The 19,412-nt window shown below is 41.7% G+C and carries 17 protein-coding genes; 9 read left to right on the top strand and 8 right to left on the bottom strand.

The features are described from left to right. Nucleotides 1–269: 269 nt before the first annotated feature. Nucleotides 270–785, bottom strand: a complete 516-nt coding sequence (locus JMX07_RS01345; protein WP_201605714.1) for a hypothetical protein — start codon at nucleotides 783–785, stop codon at nucleotides 270–272. Nucleotides 786–1,034: 249 nt separating this feature from the next. On the opposite strand from JMX07_RS01345, the gene JMX07_RS01340 reads away from it, so the two are divergent. After that, the gene (locus JMX07_RS01340) at nucleotides 1,035–1,763 is read left to right on the top strand and encodes a CHAP domain-containing protein (protein ID WP_201579199.1); all 729 of its coding nucleotides are present in this window, start codon (nucleotides 1,035–1,037) and stop codon (nucleotides 1,761–1,763) included. 155 nt (nucleotides 1,764–1,918) lie between these two features. Here JMX07_RS01340 and JMX07_RS01335 read toward each other — a convergent pair whose 3' ends face one another. Both JMX07_RS01335 and JMX07_RS01330 read right to left on the bottom strand, forming a co-directional pair. Continuing rightward, the gene (locus JMX07_RS01335) at nucleotides 1,919–2,692 is read right to left on the bottom strand and encodes a hypothetical protein (protein WP_201605712.1); all 774 of its coding nucleotides are present in this window, start codon (nucleotides 2,690–2,692) and stop codon (nucleotides 1,919–1,921) included. Between the two features lie 235 nt (nucleotides 2,693–2,927). Continuing rightward, nucleotides 2,928–3,239: a YhbY family RNA-binding protein gene (locus tag JMX07_RS01330; RefSeq protein WP_057761426.1), complete on the bottom strand. Its 312-nt coding sequence runs from the start codon at nucleotides 3,237–3,239 to the stop codon at nucleotides 2,928–2,930. Nucleotides 3,240–3,573: 334 nt separating this feature from the next. Here JMX07_RS01330 and JMX07_RS01325 point away from each other — a divergent pair, with 334 nt between their 5' ends. From JMX07_RS01325 to JMX07_RS01295, 7 genes are all read left to right on the top strand, one after another. Continuing rightward, nucleotides 3,574–4,206, top strand: coding sequence for an RlmE family RNA methyltransferase (locus tag JMX07_RS01325; protein ID WP_057761424.1), 633 nt, complete (start codon nucleotides 3,574–3,576; stop codon nucleotides 4,204–4,206). 401 nt (nucleotides 4,207–4,607) lie between these two features. Beyond that, nucleotides 4,608–6,503 carry an ATP-dependent zinc metalloprotease FtsH gene (gene ftsH, locus JMX07_RS01320; RefSeq protein ID WP_057761422.1) on the top strand — a complete coding sequence of 632 codons (1,896 nt, stop codon included), beginning with the start codon at nucleotides 4,608–4,610 and terminating at the stop codon, nucleotides 6,501–6,503. A 156-nt stretch (nucleotides 6,504–6,659) separates the two neighbouring features. Further along, nucleotides 6,660–7,553: a dihydropteroate synthase gene (folP, locus tag JMX07_RS01315; protein WP_201605709.1), complete on the top strand. Its 894-nt coding sequence runs from the start codon at nucleotides 6,660–6,662 to the stop codon at nucleotides 7,551–7,553. 120 nt (nucleotides 7,554–7,673) lie between these two features. After that, nucleotides 7,674–7,955 (top strand): succinate dehydrogenase assembly factor 2, encoded by a 282-nt coding sequence (locus JMX07_RS01310; protein ID WP_160022313.1) that lies wholly within the window; start codon nucleotides 7,674–7,676, stop codon nucleotides 7,953–7,955. A gap of 52 nt (nucleotides 7,956–8,007) precedes the next feature. Further along, complete coding sequence (locus tag JMX07_RS01305) at nucleotides 8,008–8,466, top strand: hypothetical protein (protein ID WP_201605702.1); 459 nt, start codon at nucleotides 8,008–8,010, stop codon at nucleotides 8,464–8,466. A 241-nt stretch (nucleotides 8,467–8,707) separates the two neighbouring features. Beyond that, the gene (locus JMX07_RS01300; RefSeq protein WP_102092773.1) at nucleotides 8,708–9,421 is read left to right on the top strand and encodes a YidB family protein; all 714 of its coding nucleotides are present in this window, start codon (nucleotides 8,708–8,710) and stop codon (nucleotides 9,419–9,421) included. Nucleotides 9,422–9,737: 316 nt separating this feature from the next. Further along, nucleotides 9,738–11,195 carry an anion permease gene (locus JMX07_RS01295; protein ID WP_201605700.1) on the top strand — a complete coding sequence of 486 codons (1,458 nt, stop codon included), beginning with the start codon at nucleotides 9,738–9,740 and terminating at the stop codon, nucleotides 11,193–11,195. Nucleotides 11,196–11,211: 16 nt separating this feature from the next. Here the strand turns inward: JMX07_RS01295 and JMX07_RS01290 are convergent, their stop codons facing one another. The 3 genes from JMX07_RS01290 to trmB all read right to left on the bottom strand — a co-directional run bounded on the left by JMX07_RS01290 (nucleotide 11,212) and on the right by trmB (nucleotide 15,293). Next, complete coding sequence (locus JMX07_RS01290) at nucleotides 11,212–12,303, bottom strand: regulatory protein RecX (RefSeq protein ID WP_201605698.1); 1,092 nt, start codon at nucleotides 12,301–12,303, stop codon at nucleotides 11,212–11,214. Nucleotides 12,304–12,343: 40 nt separating this feature from the next. Further along, nucleotides 12,344–13,396 (bottom strand): recombinase RecA, encoded by a 1,053-nt coding sequence (recA, locus tag JMX07_RS01285; RefSeq protein WP_201605696.1) that lies wholly within the window; start codon nucleotides 13,394–13,396, stop codon nucleotides 12,344–12,346. Between the two features lie 1,057 nt (nucleotides 13,397–14,453). Continuing rightward, nucleotides 14,454–15,293, bottom strand: coding sequence for a tRNA (guanosine(46)-N7)-methyltransferase TrmB (trmB, locus tag JMX07_RS01280; protein ID WP_201605694.1), 840 nt, complete (start codon nucleotides 15,291–15,293; stop codon nucleotides 14,454–14,456). A 201-nt stretch (nucleotides 15,294–15,494) separates the two neighbouring features. Between trmB and JMX07_RS01275 the strand changes: the two genes are divergently transcribed. Next, the gene (locus JMX07_RS01275; RefSeq protein WP_201605692.1) at nucleotides 15,495–16,424 is read left to right on the top strand and encodes a DUF2628 domain-containing protein; all 930 of its coding nucleotides are present in this window, start codon (nucleotides 15,495–15,497) and stop codon (nucleotides 16,422–16,424) included. Between the two features lie 58 nt (nucleotides 16,425–16,482). Here the strand turns inward: JMX07_RS01275 and JMX07_RS01270 are convergent, their stop codons facing one another. Both JMX07_RS01270 and JMX07_RS01265 read right to left on the bottom strand, forming a co-directional pair. Continuing rightward, nucleotides 16,483–18,369, bottom strand: coding sequence for a monovalent cation:proton antiporter-2 (CPA2) family protein (locus tag JMX07_RS01270; protein ID WP_201605690.1), 1,887 nt, complete (start codon nucleotides 18,367–18,369; stop codon nucleotides 16,483–16,485). Between the two features lie 84 nt (nucleotides 18,370–18,453). Further along, entirely contained in the window at nucleotides 18,454–19,158 is a 705-nt protein-coding gene (locus JMX07_RS01265) for a hypothetical protein (protein ID WP_165597653.1), read from the bottom strand. Nucleotides 19,159–19,412 lie beyond the last annotated feature (254 nt).

The raw sequence follows: 19,412 nt of genomic DNA, 5'->3' as shown, positions 1-19,412 counted from the left end.
AATATTACATAGACGGCTCATAATTACATTTATATAATATTCTATATTTTGAATATATTGTCTATATGAATATATGAATATATGAATTTTCCGTTAAGGCATATAATACAAAAGATGTAGATGATTTTTAAGTCCTTCATCGGTTATATCCATAATCTGGATGTAACCGATGAAGGATTTTTTTTGTCCAATGCATTACAAAAATCCATCTTTATCAATGCCATCATCTGCTCTTATTTACATAACTTTACATTTAACGGTCGGTATCTTTAATGATTAATCAAACGCAAAAGGGCTTTTTTGAGATTCTCATCAGTGGTGACATGCTCTGCGGCCTGTGATATAGTCCGTTTTGTGTTTTGGCTAAGCGCCTGATTTTCATTGGCTTTACGAGAATTTGGCAAGTGCAGTGATGATGTTAATGATTGTTTAGATGAATAATTATCGGCAGAGCTTTTAGCCACAACGACGCGAATTTGCTTGAGTTGTTTAAATGTAATTGACTGCTCTGTTAGTATTTGCAAATACGAGCTATGTAAATAGCGAATATGATTTGCTGCTGTCATTGAGCTAACACTTAATATCAACTGCTCAGGTGTTAAGCCTACAACCCAACAGGTATTGAGTATTTCTTCAGGTAGACAGTCTACCAATAGCTCTTTTATCTCGTTGGTTGCTTCTATATATAGTCGCATGTTGTTAGCAAGGGTTTGAGGTAGCGCGCTACCAGCAAATGCTTGATGATCTATAAGCTGGGCAAGCCGATTAGGCTGTTTTTTTGACATCGTAAGTACTCATCTAATAGGTGACAAACTCGATACTCATAACAGACATGCCAAAAGCAATATATAGCAGATGGCTTATAAGATAGTTGACTAGGTGGGAGGTACTACTGGCACTAGTCACTATTTGAAAAGAATGAACCGTTGTAATAGGGATTTTATCACGTCTATTTGATGATTATATCCTCTAAATTAATTGATGCTTCGTTACGGATGACGAGCAGACTTGTATTAACAATAGGTAGTAAATTTATGAAACAAGCTTTATTAATTTTGTCAGTATTGGGAATGGGTATCGCACAGACGAGTGGTGCTGCCGAAACAACCTTTCAACCAAATAATACCTTGAGTCATACCATCACAAATATTTCTACTTCTGCGAACTATGGTTCTAGTCGCAACATCTATAGCACTAGCAGTGGTGCCCATGTATATAGCAACGATGAGATCAGTCAAGCAATTGACAACCTAAGCGCTCATGCTAAGCAAAAAGAATATCAACTAGCTTCACTGACCAGTCGTTTGTCTTACGAGCAGCGTCAGCAGCAAGCAAGCCGTGTACCTGACCGCAATTCTGCTCCTGCTATTGCAGCAGCAAATGCCTCTCGCGTCGCTCTATCTAGAAGCTCTGGTTACTGTGCTCGCTATGTACGTAAAGCATTACAATCAGCAGGTTACGAATTTACGCCTAACCCTTCAGCTTATCAGTACGCCTCTCGGGGCACGCTAGCCCAAGCTGGCTTTACCAAAATCAGTAACGATATGGCACCACAAGTTGGTGATGTCGTTGTCTATAACCGCACGTCAAGCCGTCCACATGGTCATATTCAGATTTTTGATGGCAATGATTGGGTATCTGATTTCCGTCAAAACAGCATCAGCCCATATAGCGGTAACTACAGCTATACGACATGGCGTGATTCGCAGTATGTTGATGATGCATCAGATCGTGGTATCTACCTTGCGATGGCTGACAAATAAACATCGGTTAAATGAAGTAAGCATCAGTTAAATAAGACTAAAGTTTTCTCCAAACTCAGTAATGCTCTTTATGACATTACTGGGTTTTTTTTGTGCTTTAAATAATTATATCTAAGAATAGCTGTATTTAAATGAGTTCAGCTCATATAACCAAATCAAAGCTCAAATTTTGGCCAATAGTCGCGATTGTGAAAATCAGGCGGGGAGGCATGGCCCGAGGCAAAGTATAAGTCAGTTTTGCCAAACCATAAGATGACACAAGGATGTATTTGTTCGATCCTCATGTTTGCAATAGCGTATTGTTGATTCGGTAGCTGCGTTATAGGTAGGCTAAAGCTACGCTCATAATGAGCAGGTGTCTGCGCTACCATTGGAGTTCTAGATAACGGGTTCTCCCCTGATCTATCTGCTAGCTCTTTACAGTTACGCCAATTAATAGATGCGCATGTGGTTCCGTCGGTTTCATACAACGGTGCTGGCGGTAGTGTCGAAGGATTACGATAGCTCTTAAATTGATAAAGAGCGTAACGACCATCAGGGCTAGTATTGATCTCTATATAAGCGGTTGCTTGCTGAAGTGGTATCTTGTGAGGTTCGGTCTGGTCAGATGCTACGACATCTTCATTATTAACCTTACTACCATCAACCTCACTGCCAGCAATAAAACATTCAAGGCAGGTTTCTTCCCATAGGTAATCAGTGAAATTTACTTGAGTTTGTTGCCATGTTGGCCAATTGAATTGATTGGCTAGAATTTGGCTAGGCAGAGTCACTTGATAGGTCAGCACCAGTTGCAAAGCTGGTTGCTGGATGATTTCTGCACTTACTCCGATAGAGATATTCTCAAGATCTTCTATAGACACGCCTAACTGCTGAGCGTCTTTCGCTATCGTCTCTGTGGCTATACAGAGGTTAAAAGATTGGTTCATTATGGGTACATCTCGACGGTAATAGTAAAGAGGTGATAGTGACAAGAGAAATCATACTGGCTAAGAGCACTAATACTAAAGGACACTAATACTATATGATAAGTATAACCGAGACTATCGGAAAACATAAAAGCCGCGAGCAAGGTGCGTCGCGGCCTTTGTATTTCATTATCGTTTGGCTATGATATAAGTGAACATAAAACCCAGTCACTTAATGCCAGTCGGTCATGACATATTACTGTGCGTGACGTGCTAGGTTAGACAGTTTTGGGTTGGCATTTGGGTTTTTGCGTAGTAATAATGCCATACGACCAATAGAGTGAACCAAAGATGCATTAGCCGCTTTAGCAAGTTCAGCGCCAACGATGTCACGCTCTTCTTTCGTGCCAGCAGGCAATTTTACTTTGATAAGCTCATGATCTGTTAGCGCGCGATCGATTTCTTCAGTGATGGTTGGGGTAATACCCTTGTTGCCGATCATAACGATAGGCTTTAGCTCGTGACCGATGCCTTTTAGACGTTTAATGGTAGCGTTATCGAGTTGCATAGAATTCCTAAGTGTTGGTAAAAATAAAAATGGTACTGTCAAAAACAGTTATTGATCATTATAGATAATCTGTGACCATCTTGCATGAGATCAGCAGGATTTTGCACGATTTTACGTGACGAAAATGTTAAACTGAATGTTTGGTACATTATAAACGCTACTGCCTTATAAAACAGTTATTTAACCAATAGAATTTGGTCAGTTTGCAACCAACCATGAATAAAAAATCTGATTAACACTGTATTTAGAATAATCCGCAACGGATTAATATCAGTTTGTAAGTGATAGAGCAATTAAAGCAGCTAGATTTAGTAAAGCAATAGGAGCAGGTATTTTGGCCACGCGTATCGAAAACAAAAAACTATCAAAGAGCAGCAGTGCTTGGATGAAAGAGCATATTGACGATCATTATGTGCAAAAAGCTCAAAAAGATGGCTACCGTGCCCGTGCCGCTTATAAATTATTAGAGATTAATGAAAAAACCAACCTAATCAAAAAAGGCATGACGGTCGTGGACTTGGGCAGTGCGCCTGGTAGCTGGTCACAAGTCGCTGGTCGATTGGTAGGTGACGATGGTATCTTGATTGCCTCTGATATTTTGGCCATGGATACCTTGCCTGATGTGACCTTTATTCAGGGCGATTTTCGTGAAGCTGAAGTGTTTGATGCCATTATGGCAGAAGTGGGTGATAGACAAGTCGACGTGGTATTGTCTGACATGGCACCCAATACTGCGGGAAATAGCGCTATCGATCAGCCACGTATGATGTACTTATGTGAGCTGGCAGTAGACTTCGCGCTCGCAACCTTACCAGAAGGTGGCGCACTTATTATGAAAGTGTTTCAAGGTGAGGGTACACAAGAATTACGCAAGCAGATGCAGCAGGATTTTAGTAAGATTCGTAGTATAAAGCCAGGTGCGTCACGACCACGCTCAAAAGAGATGTTTTGGATAGCGATTAAATAGTTTTAACATCAATAGGTTGCTGCTCTTGTAAGCGTGAGGGTAAACCACCATAAAGTGTTATTATCGCGATATAAAAGATGCGTCAATTGTTAAATGAATAATCGTGAAACCTGCTTGAATTATGCGGGTTAGCACCACATATCATGGTATATTACCTTTGTTTTTAGCATACGTTTTAGGCAAAGTCGTCTGATAATAAGCGTTTTACAAGCTCAGTGATCGTATATCTATGTTTATCTCATAATGATTATTTATAAAAACAATTTTTAGGCTACCTATAAATCATATAAATTTAATTTAGCAGTTTTTTATTATCGGGATATTCGTTAAAAATGAGCAATACGTTTATAGACGTCACGTGTTTAATAAACACACCAATAAGTAAGGGATGGGAATAACTAGTGAGCGACATGGTAAAAAATACCTTATTGTGGCTGGTGGTAATCGGCGTTTTGGTGCTGGTGTTTAGCGGCTTTGATCAATCCTCTGAGCCGGATAACCTTAACTACTCTGAGTTTGTGACCGCAGTGTCAGAAAACCAAGTAGCCAGTGTCGAGATCGACGGCGAACAGATCACCGGCGAAAAGAAAAATGGTTCATCTTTTGAGACCATTAGACCAGCTGTGTCAGATGACCAGCTCATGCCAATGCTACGTGAGAACCAAGTCGAAGTTCAAGGAACTGCACCAAAGCGCCAAAGCGTACTAATGCAACTACTAATAGCCAGCTTCCCAATTCTATTGATTATTGGTCTGTTCTTATTCTTTATGCGTAACATGCAAGGCGGCGCGGGCGGTAAAGGCGGCGGCCCAATGAGTTTTGGTAAATCAAAAGCGAAGATGTTGACTGAAGATCAAATCAACGTTAACTTCGAAGATGTGGCTGGTTGTGAAGAAGCCAAAGAAGAAGTTGTTGAAGTGGTTGAGTTCTTACGTGATCCAGACAAATTTACCAAACTGGGTGCAACGATTCCTCGTGGTATCTTGATGGTAGGTCCTCCAGGCACAGGTAAAACCTTGCTAGCGAGAGCCATTGCTGGTGAAGCTAAAGTGCCGTTCTTCTCAATTTCAGGTTCTGATTTTGTTGAAATGTTCGTCGGTGTTGGTGCATCACGTGTACGCGACATGTTTGAACAAGCAAAGAAAAGCGCGCCTTGTATCATCTTTATTGATGAGATTGATGCAGTCGGTCGTCATCGTGGCTCTGGTATGGGCGGCGGTAACGATGAGCGCGAGCAGACATTGAACCAATTATTGGTTGAGATGGATGGTTTTGAAGGCAATGAAGGCGTTATCGTTATTGCCGCAACTAACCGTGCTGATGTGCTTGATAAAGCATTATTGCGTCCAGGTCGTTTTGACCGTCAGGTGCAAGTAGGCTTGCCGGATATCAAAGGCCGTGAACAAATCCTAAAAGTCCATTTGAAGAAATTACCAAATACAATCAGTGTAGATGCCAGTTCTCTTGCTCGTGGTACTCCTGGGTTCAGTGGTGCACAGCTTGCCAACCTTGTAAACGAAGCTGCATTGTTTGCCGCGCGTCGTAACAAGACCAGCGTCGATATGAATGACTTTGAAGATGCGAAAGACAAGCTATATATGGGTCCTGAACGCAAATCCATGGTAATCCGCGAAGAAGAGCGCCGTGCAACTGCGTATCATGAAGCGGGTCATGCGTTGGTAGCTGAGCTATTGCCAGGTACGGATCCTGTGCATAAGGTCACTATTATGCCACGTGGTTTTGCCCTTGGTGTGACTTGGCAGCTACCTGAGCATGACCAAACCAGTATGTATAAGTCAAAAATGCTAAGTGATATTGCTATCTTATTCGGTGGTCGTATCGCCGAAGAAGTGTTTATCAATCAAATGTCAACGGGTGCTTCGAACGACTTTGAACGTGCTACTAAAATGGCACGTGCGATGGTCACGAAGTACGGTATGTCTGATGCACTTGGTATCATGGTGTACGAAGATGACGACAATTCACAAGGATATTTCGGCGGTGGTGGACGTACGATTTCAGAAGCCACGCAGCAGAAGGTCGATGAAGAAGTGCGTCGTATGCTAGAAGAGCAGTATGATATTGCTCGTGAATTGATTGAAGCCAACCAAGACAAAATGCATGCGATGGTTGATGCGCTTATGAACTGGGAAACCATTGATCGTGACCAGCTGCAAGATATCCTAGCAGGTGAAGAACCGCGTCCACCAAGAGTTTACCAGCATAACGAAGTAAACTTGTCGAAAAACGATGTTAAAACAACGGGTGCTACACCGCCACCATTACCAGCGATGTAAATGCTAGCGTACTCATGTTTTACAAAAAGCCCTTTATGATAAAGGGCTTTTTTATTGTCATCATTTTATGAAGGGTTTAGAACCCCATAAGATTTACTGGTATTATAAGCATAGACAGTAATAATTAAAATTGTTCTTATGAGAGATAAGTTGGTTATGTCATTATTCCAAGCCTTACCTGACTACAAGATATCTAGTCGTGATAAAACCTTAGATTTGTCGCAGCCCCATATCATGGGCATCTTGAACGTAACGCCAGATTCATTTTCAGATGGTGGGCAGTTTAACGCAGTAGATAAAGCCGTCGCTCATTGTCAGCAGATGATAAATGAAGGCGCTACTATTATCGATATCGGTGGTGAGTCTACTCGTCCAAATGCGCAAACTGTGGCGACTGATGATGAGATACAACGAGTTGTACCAGTGGTCCGAGCCATTCGTCAGCACTGTGGTGATGCCATTTGGTTATCGATTGATACTAGCAGTCCTGAAGTCATGCAGGCAGCTTTTGATGAAGGTGCTGACATTTGGAACGATGTACGAGCACTGAAACGTACTGGTGCGCCAGAGCTAGCGGCTAAGCTTGATATACCTGTTATGCTAATGCATATGCGCGGTGAGCCAACGACAATGAATAATCTGGCACAGTATGACAATGTGATCGATGAAGTGCGTACAGAGCTGCTCGACCGTATTAACGAAGTAGTCAGCATCGGCGTCAAACAAAGCAATATCATTATCGACCCAGGTTTTGGTTTTGCTAAGAACTATGAGCATCACTGCGCATTATTAAGTCAGCTGAGTAGCTTGCAGACATTAGGGCTGCCGATGATGTTTGGCATTTCTCGCAAGCGTTTCTTGGCAGAAGTATTGACCAAAAGTGGGGTGCAATCCGTAAGTATGACGCAAGCGGTAGAGCGTGATTCGGCAGGAACCGCTGCTGGACTGTTAGCCGTGCAACAAGGAGCAAGTATCATTCGTACGCATAATGTGGCGATGATGCAGCAAGCAGTGGCCTTATGGAGTCAACTGTCAGCATATCGTTGTTAATGTCACTTTATATATGCATAGTGAGATTTTAAGACTATAAATATTCTATACGCTATGCTTAGCGTCTATTTTTAAACTATCTAAACCAATAAAACTATCTCAATTAATAAGAGTAAATCTATGACAAGTACAACTCAGCCAGAACCAACCAATGAACAGCGCCGTATTATCTATCAAGCTCGCCGCGGATTAAAAGAATTGGATTTTTATATTGATCCTTACGTCAAGGAGCTGTACCTGACAGCAGATGCTACTGAGCAAGCAACATTTGCAGAAATGCTCACTCATGAAGACCCAGACTTGCTAGACTATTTTACCAATCAAAATCGTCCAGAAGAGGACGACATCTGGGTATTGGTCAATAAGATAAAAACATGGCGCCATACCAAAGACTTGGTTTAGGTCTTAAGGAACGGGTCAGTACAATATCTAACGTTTCCCATGGTACGCTTATATGACGCTAGTAACCTCGCTACGTATTGATACAGCTATCAAGCCTGCCAGTTATTTACGCGCGCTGCTATATGTAGGCTTGACTGGCGTTATGATGATATTGGCATGGTTTGCATCTTTGACTTTGTGGCAGTATTTACTAATCTTAATAGTCTCGGCAGCGGTCGCAAGTTATCTGATTATATCGAGACCAATACTATTACATATTAGTCAGCCATCGCTCAGTCAGCGTATTGATAAAGAATGGCAATTACTGATACGAACGGGCCGCGGCGATGAATTATGGCAAGCAGAGTTGGTCGATATAAATCGCTATCAGTGGGCGATGAGTGTCGAATTCAATATCGTTGAGCCTTATCAAAGAACGTTTTCAACCACTATATTTCGCGATCAAGTAAATTCTGAGCAATGGCGACAATTAAATATTTTAACCAATATCAGTAAGGGTAATATTAGATAGCTGAGTATTTATTGGTCTTATATTTCTCCTTTTACGATGAGAAATCTCTACACGTCATAACAAAATAGCTATCTCAAAGGACAAAGAGGTTTGTTATATTAAAATCTGTTATATTAAAAATAGAAAATAAAACTCATAAGTCTGCTGTCCTGTTATTAAAGAACATGTAGGCAGATATGATGTTTCATAAATTTTAGCAGTATTTTTGTACTAAACAATACGATAAAAAGAGGAATAGATAATGAGCTTATTAGGGAATTTAGTGAGCCAAGTGGCACGTAGTGCAATGAATCCAGACGACGCTCAGCGCAATCCAGTTAACCAACGTACTGAAACACGGCAGACTGGCGGATTAGGTGATATCTTAGGTAGTGTGCTGGGCGGTGGCAGTCAGGCAGGTGGTTATAGCCCTCAACAAAATAGCCGTCAAGCAGATAATGGTTTTGGCTTAGACGACATCATTGGTGGTCTCACGGGCGGCAGTCAGCGCGGCGGTATGAGCTCAGGTGCTGGCGGACTAGGTGATATTTTAGGTAGTGTATTAGGTGGTCAGCGAACTAATAGTGGGTTTGGTGGTAAAGGTATGCTCGTCGCTGCATTGATGCCTATGGTACTTAGCTGGATCAAACGTAATGGCGGCTTGAGCGGTGCATTGTCGAAAATCACTGGTATGGGCTATGAAGGTCAAGCACGCTCTTGGATGAGTAATAACGAAGCAAATGATAATTTAGATCCAAACGAAATTAACCGTTTGTTTGATGAAAACGAAATTCAGCAAGTAGCCGCTCATACTGGTGCTAATGAAACTGAGGTAAGACAGGGACTTGCTGAGCTGTTGCCTGAAGTAATGAATCAGCTAACGCCTAATGGTAATTTGGATAATGAGTCTGAAGCCAATGAAGAGATAGATCAAATCATTAGCCAGCTATCTAGCCGTCTTGGTAATTTTAAGTAGTTTTTTATAAAAAATCACTATTTACAGAATTAGTCATATCAATGAAAACACAATAGAAAATGGTCCATCAATAGATGGACTATTTTTTTTATTAATTAAAAGTAAATATCGTATCTAACAAATTTTTATTATTTATTAAACTTATAATCTAAATGTATATGTTAAAAATAGTAAACAATAACGTAAGGATTCTATAAGTCCTATAAAATAGCTAAGACAAGCACTCAGGTTGTAGCTATAGCTTTATCGTCTTAAAAGCATTGAATTAAAGGTACCATCTTTTAATCGCCTAATGATTTCATAAGGATTATTACTTATGCCATTCAAGCCCGTTCAAGCAGCTGTTGCTATTTTAGTCGGTTTGTTAATTTGGTTTGTTATCCCAGTACCGACGGGTGTCACACCAGAAGCGTGGCATATGTTGGCACTATTCATCGCGACTATTGTTGCTATCATAGGTAAGGTACTGCCCATTGGTGCCATTGCTATTATTGCTGTGACTCTAGTGGCACTGACCGGTGTCACAAATGATAATCCGAAGCAAGCCATTAGCGATGCATTATCAAGCTATTCAAGCCCTCTGATTTGGCTCATTGGTATTGCAGTTATGATATCGCGTGGATTGATAAAGACAGGTTTAGGTCGACGTATTGCTTATTATTTCATTTCTATCTTTGGTAAAAAAACCATTGGCGTGGCTTATTCCTTGGCCGCTGCTGAGCTAATGGTCGCACCTATTACCCCTTCTAATACGGCACGTGGTGGCGGTATTATTCATCCTATTATGAAATCCATTGCGCAGAGTTTTCATTCGACACCAGAAGAGGGTACTCAAAACAAAATTGGGCGTTACTTAGCGATGGTGAATTACCACGCTAATCCTATTACTTCTGGTATGTTTATCACTGCTACGGCTCCTAACCCTTTAGTTGTCGAGCTGGTGAATAAAGCCACAGGTGGTGATATTCAGTTATCATGGACAACGTGGGCAGTAGCCATGTTTATACCCGGGATGCTTTGTTTAATCGTCATGCCATTGATCATTTATATGATTTATCCTCCTGATGTTAAAGCAACGCCTGATGCCAAAAACTTTGCAAAAGATAATTTGACAGAGATGGGTCAAATCAGTATTCACGAAAAAATAATGTTCGGTGTATTTGCTCTTATGTTAGTACTGTGGGCGAATATTCCTGCGTTGATTTTGGGTGAACAATATAGTGTTGATGCTACTACCACGGCCTTTGTTGGCTTGACGACACTGATATTGACTGGTGTGCTGACTTGGGATGATATTCTCAAAGAGAAGTCTGCATGGGATACTATCGTTTGGTTTGGTGCCCTGATTATGATGGCAGCTTATCTAAACAAACTTGGTCTAATTAGCTGGTTCGCAGGCAATATTGAGTCTCTCATTGGAACAACTGGGGTAGGTTTGGTAGGTGCAGCAACTATTTTGACCTTAGTTTATTTATACATACATTATTTCTTTGCTAGTACCACCGCTCATATTACCGCACTATTTGCAGCATTCTATGCAGTTGGCCTGACGTTAGGGGCACCGCCGATGTTATATGCGCTAATCTTGGCCGCAGCGGGTAATATCATGATGACGCTTACGCATTATGCGACTGGTACTGCGCCTGTAATTTTTAACTCTGGTTATGTGACGTTAAAAGAGTGGTGGGCCATTGGGGCGATTATGAGCGTGGTTAATTTAGTCATTTGGATAGGTGCTGGCCTCATTTGGTGGAAAGTACTCGGTTATTACTAAATTTAAAAAGCATTCGCTAAAAGCGTGCATCTAATGTTTCTAATGTATAGTTGAGCGCAGCAAAGCAGATATCGGTGTTAAACCCTCTATACTGTAAAAAACGTAGCTGCTTAGCTTTTTCTTTTTGCTCAACTGGTATCTCATTACCGTATTTTTTGGTACGAGCTATCACCGCCAGTTTTAGCCAATCTACACCGTCTACTAAGTTGTCTGCATCATTATCTACAAACTCACTAAATTCATCAGACTCAGTATTTGCCATATCGATTAGCTCATCGATGTTACCTGGCATAGCAATTTTCTTACGATAGAATTCTTGTTTGATCCGACCACGTCCACGGCCTTTACGAATATTCTCGCGTATCAGCATTAGGGTAGTGCGGTAATCACTTTGATAACCTTTTTCTTCAAACTCATCGAGCAGGGCATCAATTTTCTCTGGGTCTTGCTCTTTGTCGATCAGCTTTAGCTTTAGCTCAGCTTTACCGTATTCGCGGCGTGATAAATAATAAAATGCGAGCCAACGCAATCGACTTTCTGCTTTAATCGCATCGATTTCTGCTTGTTTTTGTTCAGGGGTTCGTAAATAGGCTTTGAGCGCGGCTGGTATGTTATCGTTTCGGCTGTCTGTTTCACTATCATTAATAGCAAAAATCTCAGCTTCATTTTCTGAGTTTTTGGATGGCGGCTCAGTGCTATCACTAGTACCAGTGGTCAAACCATCACTAATTTCGTCATTATGAATGTCGAGTTTGACTTCTGCCAGCATCTCTTTGATGGTTTGCGCTTCAGGTGGTTGATATATAGGGGTATCACTAGGCTCAGCGGTAAAATTGGCCGCTGGGTGAAAACGCTTCTTACGTTTTTTAGATTTAGAGTTCTTTTTTGACTTAGGAGAGGAGTCTTCAAAGAACGCTGTATCAATAGTAGCGTCATTCTTGACTGAATCATCTTTACTTGAACGGGTAGTCCGTTTACTAGATTTCTCTCGTTTTTTAGGCTCTTTCGTATGAGAGTTTTTGGACAGTTTTTTTGGTTTGCTATCAATAGAACTAGCTGAGTCGGCACCCGACTCAGCTAAAATTTCAGCTAAGGTTTTAATTTTCATAATGAATCATATTAACTGACAACGGTTAATCGTTAAACCATTATTGTACAGGTTCAGAAGCCTGTTCTGCTTCTTCAGTTTCGTCGGCTTTGCTCTTTTTCTTTGTACCAAGCTTTTCGTCACGAATTTTGTCTTCGATTTCTTGAGCAATGGCAGGATTCTCTTTTAAGAAAAGCACAGAGTTGGCTTTACCTTGACCGATTTTTTCGTCGCCATAGCTATACCAAGATCCTGCTTTACCAACCGCTCCAATCTCTACACCTAAGTCAATGACTTCGGCTAAGTGATTCGTACCTTCACCATAAGTAATTTCGAACTCAGCTTGGCGGAAAGGTGGTGCCATTTTGTTTTTAATGACTTTGACACGGGTCTGGTTACCGATGATTTCATCACCATTTTTGACCGCACCAATACGTCGAATATCCATACGTACAGAGGCGTAGAATTTCAGCGCGTTACCACCAGTCGTCGTTTCGGGGCTACCGAACATAACACCAATTTTCATACGGATTTGGTTAATAAACACCACCATACAGTTAGAGCGTTTAGCGTTACCAGTGATTTTACGTAGGGCTTGGCTCATCAGACGTGCTTGCAGACCCATGTGCGAGTCACCCATTTCGCCTTCAATCTCAGCTCGTGGCGTCAAAGCAGCCACTGAGTCAATTACGATCATGTCGATCGCGCCTGAGCGTACCAACATATCGGTGATTTCAAGTGCTTGCTCGCCATTGTCAGGCTGCGAGAGCAATAAGTCATCAGTATTTACCCCAAGCTTGCGAGCATAGACAGGGTCAAGCGCATGCTCGGCATCGATAAAGGCACAGGTACCGCCTTGCTTTTGACATTCTGCAATAGCTTGCAGAGTCATCGTTGTCTTACCTGAGCTTTCTGGGCCGTAAATTTCAACGATACGGCCTTTTGGTAGACCACCAATGCCAAGCGCAATGTCTAATCCTAGAGAGCCTGTAGAGACCACGTCGACATCCATAATGGCCGAGTCATCGCCTAGATGCATGATGGTGTTTTTACCAAATTGCTTTTCGATTTGACCTAATGCCGCTTTGAGGGCTTTGGCTTTATTGTCGTCCATATTGGATTCCTTGTTTCCGGTAGTTAAGTTGATGCTATAAATAAAATATTGGTACTGTTGAAACCTTTGGCAAACGCATACTGACTGTTATGAAGTCGGCAATTATTGTTTGGCTGTTTTATCGAAAAATAGGTTGTCACGTGACTGGTGTAGGTAGTAGTATCGAAGGTATCGTTCTACTATACAGTAAAATTAAATAGCGCGAGAAGTAAAAATAAGTCCGTAATACACTGTCGTTATCGTTGTTTTTAGTCAGCCTTGACGTGCTAATTACTTGACTCAACTTCTTGACGCTGTTGATTTGATAAGGTAATTATAACAAAAGCAAGGCACTATAATGAGCGTTGAGGGATGCTAGACGACACTATCTGTCGTATGGTATGCGGCTAAAAATCTATAGAAATGATGCGATAGGCCGTCGTTGTTTTGAACCTTATAATGACTATGCTTGTCAATAGATTTAGGAGTTGTCCACAACAAATAAAAGGCTTATTTTCGCTAATTGTGAAACATTATGAAGAATTAAATTATTTTAGAAATTATTTAAAATAATTTTTTATGTGTGTAAATTTAATATAAGTAATTGATTTTAAATGTTTTATAAATTGTACAAAAAATGAACGATTTTACCTTATCCTTTAAGTTGCTTAGCTATAAAGTTGTCAAGTAGTGACTTATGCACAGGGTTATCCACAGCTTATGGGGAGAACTCTGTAAAGCCTTATAATACATAAGTTTACGTAGATAATTAGTATGAGGAACGGATTCTATATTTTGTTTCTAACTACTTTACAGGTACTATTTTGTCTACAAACAACGCTATGAGCGCTATGTTTCACAAATTATAAATTTATCTTTTTTTACGCATAATCATACTATAGACATTAAAAGTCAGGAGTATGACTCAAGATATACACCTAAGATGTCAGAAGACATAGTTATGCATAGAATGTCTAGTATTTTTAGAGATATTTTCTACAGCCTATAAAAGGCCACAAAAAAGCGGCTACATCAGATAGCCGCTTTGTCAAAACACTTAAAAATAGAGCTGTATCAATCAGTCTTTGATATAGATCAAATCCCACACACCATGCCCACGGTCGAGGCCACGACGCTCAAACTTGGTCATTGGACGAAAGTCAGGACGCTCAGTGAAATTACCTGTACCTGCTTTGTTGGTCAGTCCAGCGAAACCATCCAATACTTCAACCATCCAAAATGCATAATGCTCCCAGTCAGTTGCTGTATGGAACCAGCCGCCTTGTTTTAAGCTGCGCGTGACGATGGTCATACGTTCAGGACTGACAAAACGACGCTTATAGTGGCGCTTCTTTTGCCATGGGTCAGGGAAGTATAGCTGAATACGGTCGATATGGTTTTCTGGTAGTTGCTTTAGCAATTGAATGGCATCACCGTTGATGATTTTTACGTTGCTCAAATCTTGGGTGCCAGCCATATAAGCACATTTACCAATACCAGGCTCATGCACTTCTACACCGACAAAGTTACGAGTAGGGTCAGCGGCCGCCATTTCAATAAATGAATCACCCAAGCCAAAACCAATCTCTACCGTAAGCGGCGCATCTGGACCGTTAGGGCTATCGGCGAATAACGTACGTAGGTTGTCAATACCGGTAAGATCGCCATCACCAAAACTGTTATTGACCAAATACTCAGAAAATTCTGGAGCAGTTAGTGCAAGCTCGGCATTTTTGTTCATGTGCGTACGGCGCTTCATAAACGTATTGACGATGCGGATATGCTTGTCAGAGGTCGGTTCTATCTCTTGGCTAGTGCTGTTATCGTTATTGATAGGCTCGCTTGTGCTATTAAGGGTTTGCTCATCAGTAGTATCGGTACTATTGACGTTGTCATTGATATCAGAATGTTGACTCATAGGATTCGTAAGGCTTAATTAGGTGGGTGATGTTTGCTTATTATAAGTTAAATCCATACAACTGTGAACGGACAATCCTATTTTCGCGTATTTGCTGGTCGGTGCTGTGGTTTCTCTATGTTACACACGGGTTTTGGCGTTATCATATAATGGTATCTTTCAAATGATTTTCCTAAGAATCAGTAAGTAGAGCGTGTTGCCATGTTATTTATCGAGACCGATTCACCGCCACCGTTTTATCAAGAATCGTTAACACCTGCTAAACGTAAGCAGTTAGACAAGTGGTTCATAGGCAATCGTACCCAGCGTTATTATCTCAAACGCTTTGAGCAGTTTGATCAGCAAGGTTATCTGTCGCCAAAATGGCATTGGGCTGCGTTTTTTATCACCTTTCCTTGGCTGCTATATCGCAAGCGCTATATGGATGCGATTGTCTATAGTGTCGCAGGGTGGTCTTTTATTCAGCTTAATGTGGCACTGGTGCTAGTCGCCTTTGAATTTGTAGCGATGTCCTATGTACCAGATGCTTATCAGATGGCAACACGTATCGGCATTGCTGCCGTTATTTGGCTATTTTGGTCGTTTATGGTGGCACGCTGGACTGATGCGTATTACTACCGTATGGCAAGGCGTGAGATCGCTGATGCGATAAATGATCATCCGCGAGATGAGGCAGCACAGAAGGCGCATCTGCAAAGAGAAGGCGGTGTTAGCTTATTTGGACTGGCATTAGGATTTGGTTTCTTTGCGTTTTCGCTATTGGTGATTAAGGTGCAGTTCTTACCGATTATTGCCAAGCCAAAAGCAAACGAAGTGTTGTTTGACGCTTATGATATTGCAAAGAATGCCCAAAACCGAGTGGCGTTGATTTATCAGCAGACAGGGCAGTGCCCAGTAAATCTGCCGCTTAGTACCGAGCAGCAGCAAATACGCATGCATGTCGATACTCAGGCCGCTGGCGTAACAGAAACCGACTGTGCGGTAGTAGGAACGATTCAGAACGTGACGTTTCCGATACGCTATTTAAACGAGCAGACGCTGGTCTTTTATCATATACCAGACAGTGATAATTGGGATTGCACCAGCTCACTGAATAAAAAACAAGCCCCTAAAAACTGCATAGCTGATTAGGGACTGTATTTCACGAGTGCTTGTAGGTGTTGCTAGTGCTGAGAGCTACTGCTTAGGGTTAATGCTTAGAATCCGTTGCAGTATCATCTTTTTCCTCAACTGGTGTTGCTTGGCTCTTTAACGCCTCATAAAAATCGGTTAAATCCATTTTACGTGCTTTACCAATATCTTCGTCAAACAAGCTTTCAAGCTCAGCCATTGCTGATTGCGCGGATTCAATCATGCTGGCTTCATCATCATAGATAGCTTGTTGGCGTTCGATCAAGTCATCATCATAATCACGGAATGTTTTTACTGTTTCTCGCGCTTTTTCTGGTGAAATGCCTAATAGCTGTAGTGATTCGCGTGACATGTCCAAAGATGACAAATAAGTCTCACGCCAGATGTGCCGCACACCAACCTCACGTAAACGATAATAGTGCTGACGATCGCGCGCTCTTGCTAATACAATCAGTTCAGGATAATTTTTGCGTAAGTATTGAGCGGTAGTGATAGAGCGCTCTAAGTCATCGATAGCAAGAATAAAAACCCGCGCTTTTTGAATGCCTGCCGCTCGCAAAATCTCAGGGTTTTTCGGGTCGCCATAATAGACTTGGTTACCGAATTTTCTTACAAAATCTACTCGGTTTGCAGAGCGTTCGATAGCGGTAAATTCGATATTATGCATGCGCAGTACACGGCCAATAATCTGTCCGACGCGGCCAAAGCCTGCAATAATGACCTGATGCTCATGATCGGGAATGGTATCGTATTCGCGACTCGGTTTACTCTTGGCAAATAACGGCTCACCCACTTTTTCTAATAACAAGAATGCCAGAGGTGTTAGCGCCATCGAGATGGTAACCACAAGATTGAGAGTATTAGCAAGCTCGGGGCGCAAGACGTTTTGAGCAGTGGCAACACTGAATAGGACGAAGGCAAACTCACCACCTTGGGCTAGGGTCACACCCAATCGGATACTGGTCGGCCAGCGATTGCCCGATACTTTGGCAATACCTGCAATCACTGCAAACTTGATGAACATCAATGCGAGTGCGCAGCCAATAATGAAGATGGGTTCTGCCAAAATAAGTTTGACGTCGGTAAGCATACCGACTGACATAAAGAACAGACCTAATAGCAACCCTTTAAAAGGTTCGATACTAGCCTCTAGTTCATGACGATACTCAGAATCAGCGAGCAATACACCTGTTAAAAATGCACCCAACGCCATTGATAGACCAATTTGGCCCATCAAGATAGATACGCCCATCACGATAAATAGCGCGACCGCTGTTAGTAGTTCTGACGCACCACTGGAAGCCACAAATTTGAAGAAGGGTCGAACCACGTAACGGCTGGCAAAAATCAGACCGGCAAAGACAGCAAATACTTTACCAAAATAAATCAAATCGTAGCTTTGTTCACGCACCCCTGATAAAAAGGGAATGATTGCTAATAATGGAATGACCGCAATATCTTGGAATAGTAAGATAGTGAAGGCTTCTCGACCATGGGTGCTTGAAAGCTGCTGCTTTTCAGTCAGTATCTGTAGTACAAACGCGGTAGAAGATAGGGCTAAACCAAAACCAACGATAAAGGCGGTATCTAGTTGTAAGGAGAAAAACTGGTGTAATAACCACATCAGTAGCGTACCAGTCAAACCGACCTGCAAACCACCCAACACAAATATAGAGCGGCGTAATGCCCAGAGACGCGAAGGCTGGAGTTCAAGCCCGATAATAAACAGCAGCATGACCACACCAAACTCTGAAAAGTGCAATAGACTTTCAGCGTCGCCTGCCACATCCAAGCCACTTGGGCCCAATATGAGTCCAGTGATGAGGTAGCCTAAAACCGTTGCAATACCAAAGCGTTTACCGAGAGGGACAAAGAGCAATGCTGCTCCCAAAAATATAGTGGCTTGCAACATGAGATTTGGTGAGCCGGCGGCGGCAGCAAACATCTGGGCTCCTTAAAAATTTGAATAAAATACAAAATCAATGTGACTAAAATCAGTATGGCTAAAACAGTATCGTGTTAGTATCTATTATTTTTTGCGATAAATTTTCCACACACCATTGTCTGCAAGCGGATTATTATAAGCATCGTTGCGGCGTTTACGCGGTGTCTGGCGACTATCAACAATCTTAAAGTCAGGCAGGGCATGTACAATAAGACCGGTACGATAAAAGCGTACTCGCTCAGGCTCTAGCATCTCGCCCTTACTATCGCGACAAAAAACATAAGCACGCAGATCGATAAATTCACGATGCGCTACCAGTCGCGCTTCGTCATCGTTGTCTAACACTGCTGTCATACGCTCAATTTCATCATCCGTATATTGACCACACTTATCGGTCAGAGCACCTACTGACCCAAAGCTTTTGGATTCTTTAGCACGTGTCTTAGTTAAGTGTAGACGCTGAACGTGATAGATGAATTGCGGTATTTCAAGGCTGGCAGGGAGCGGTAGATAATCAGGTGGCATATTGGCCGCTGGATAAAAATCCTTTGCACGCTCAAGCAGATTTTGCCAACGTTGTTGATAGGTTTGGACTTCGGCTAAGTTGCCTTCATAAATAGGCATATCACGGATTTGTCGCAAAATATCAGGTGGAAACTGTTCATTACGAAAGTTTGCAATGTCTTCTTGCAGCGTTGATAACAAAACTTTGGCGTGTTTTTTGCCATCTTTTGATGCAGGATCATCGATATAGTCTGGGGCGACAAAGGGTGCTGAGCGTCTAGACATAGTGTTGTATCGTCAATAGATAGAGTAAAAATACCAAAAAGTATGATTATAAAAATTAACTGGGTTGCTAAACAAAACTTTATAATAGTTATTATAACCACATAAGCCGATTTGGACTTAATTTTTTGGTGGTGTATCAAAAAGTATGCTGAAGAAATAAAGGAGGGTGACAGTCAAAGCAAGATGATATATTTGAGGTTATGAAGACACAAATAGATATCAGCTGCCCCGACTGTCACAGTCCCAGTTTAAAG

The organism is Psychrobacter immobilis (genome assembly GCF_904846235.1).
GTDB lineage: Bacteria > Pseudomonadota > Gammaproteobacteria > Pseudomonadales > Moraxellaceae > Psychrobacter > Psychrobacter immobilis_C.
Note: the sequence above shows the minus strand (reverse complement) of the source record. Positions and strands in the feature narration are given on the sequence as shown.

Bases quoted from the DNA above. Each gene is read 5' to 3' on its own strand.
- JMX07_RS01345 (WP_201605714.1), bottom strand. From the start codon at position 785: ATGTCAAAAAAACAGCCTAATCGGCTTGCCCAGCTTATAGATCATCAA.
- JMX07_RS01340 (WP_201579199.1), top strand. From the start codon at position 1,035: ATGAAACAAGCTTTATTAATTTTGTCAGTATTGGGAATGGGTATCGCA.
- JMX07_RS01335 (WP_201605712.1), bottom strand. From the start codon at position 2,692: ATGAACCAATCTTTTAACCTCTGTATAGCCACAGAGACGATAGCGAAA.
- JMX07_RS01330 (WP_057761426.1), bottom strand. From the start codon at position 3,239: ATGCAACTCGATAACGCTACCATTAAACGTCTAAAAGGCATCGGTCAC.
- folP (WP_201605709.1), top strand. From the start codon at position 6,660: ATGTCATTATTCCAAGCCTTACCTGACTACAAGATATCTAGTCGTGAT.
- JMX07_RS01310 (WP_160022313.1), top strand. From the start codon at position 7,674: ATGACAAGTACAACTCAGCCAGAACCAACCAATGAACAGCGCCGTATT.
- JMX07_RS01305 (WP_201605702.1), top strand. From the start codon at position 8,008: ATGACGCTAGTAACCTCGCTACGTATTGATACAGCTATCAAGCCTGCC.
- JMX07_RS01300 (WP_102092773.1), top strand. From the start codon at position 8,708: ATGAGCTTATTAGGGAATTTAGTGAGCCAAGTGGCACGTAGTGCAATG.
- JMX07_RS01295 (WP_201605700.1), top strand. From the start codon at position 9,738: ATGCCATTCAAGCCCGTTCAAGCAGCTGTTGCTATTTTAGTCGGTTTG.
- JMX07_RS01290 (WP_201605698.1), bottom strand. From the start codon at position 12,303: ATGAAAATTAAAACCTTAGCTGAAATTTTAGCTGAGTCGGGTGCCGAC.
- recA (WP_201605696.1), bottom strand. From the start codon at position 13,396: ATGGACGACAATAAAGCCAAAGCCCTCAAAGCGGCATTAGGTCAAATC.
- trmB (WP_201605694.1), bottom strand. From the start codon at position 15,293: ATGAGTCAACATTCTGATATCAATGACAACGTCAATAGTACCGATACT.
- JMX07_RS01275 (WP_201605692.1), top strand. From the start codon at position 15,495: ATGTTATTTATCGAGACCGATTCACCGCCACCGTTTTATCAAGAATCG.
- JMX07_RS01270 (WP_201605690.1), bottom strand. From the start codon at position 18,369: ATGTTTGCTGCCGCCGCCGGCTCACCAAATCTCATGTTGCAAGCCACT.
- JMX07_RS01265 (WP_165597653.1), bottom strand. From the start codon at position 19,158: ATGTCTAGACGCTCAGCACCCTTTGTCGCCCCAGACTATATCGATGAT.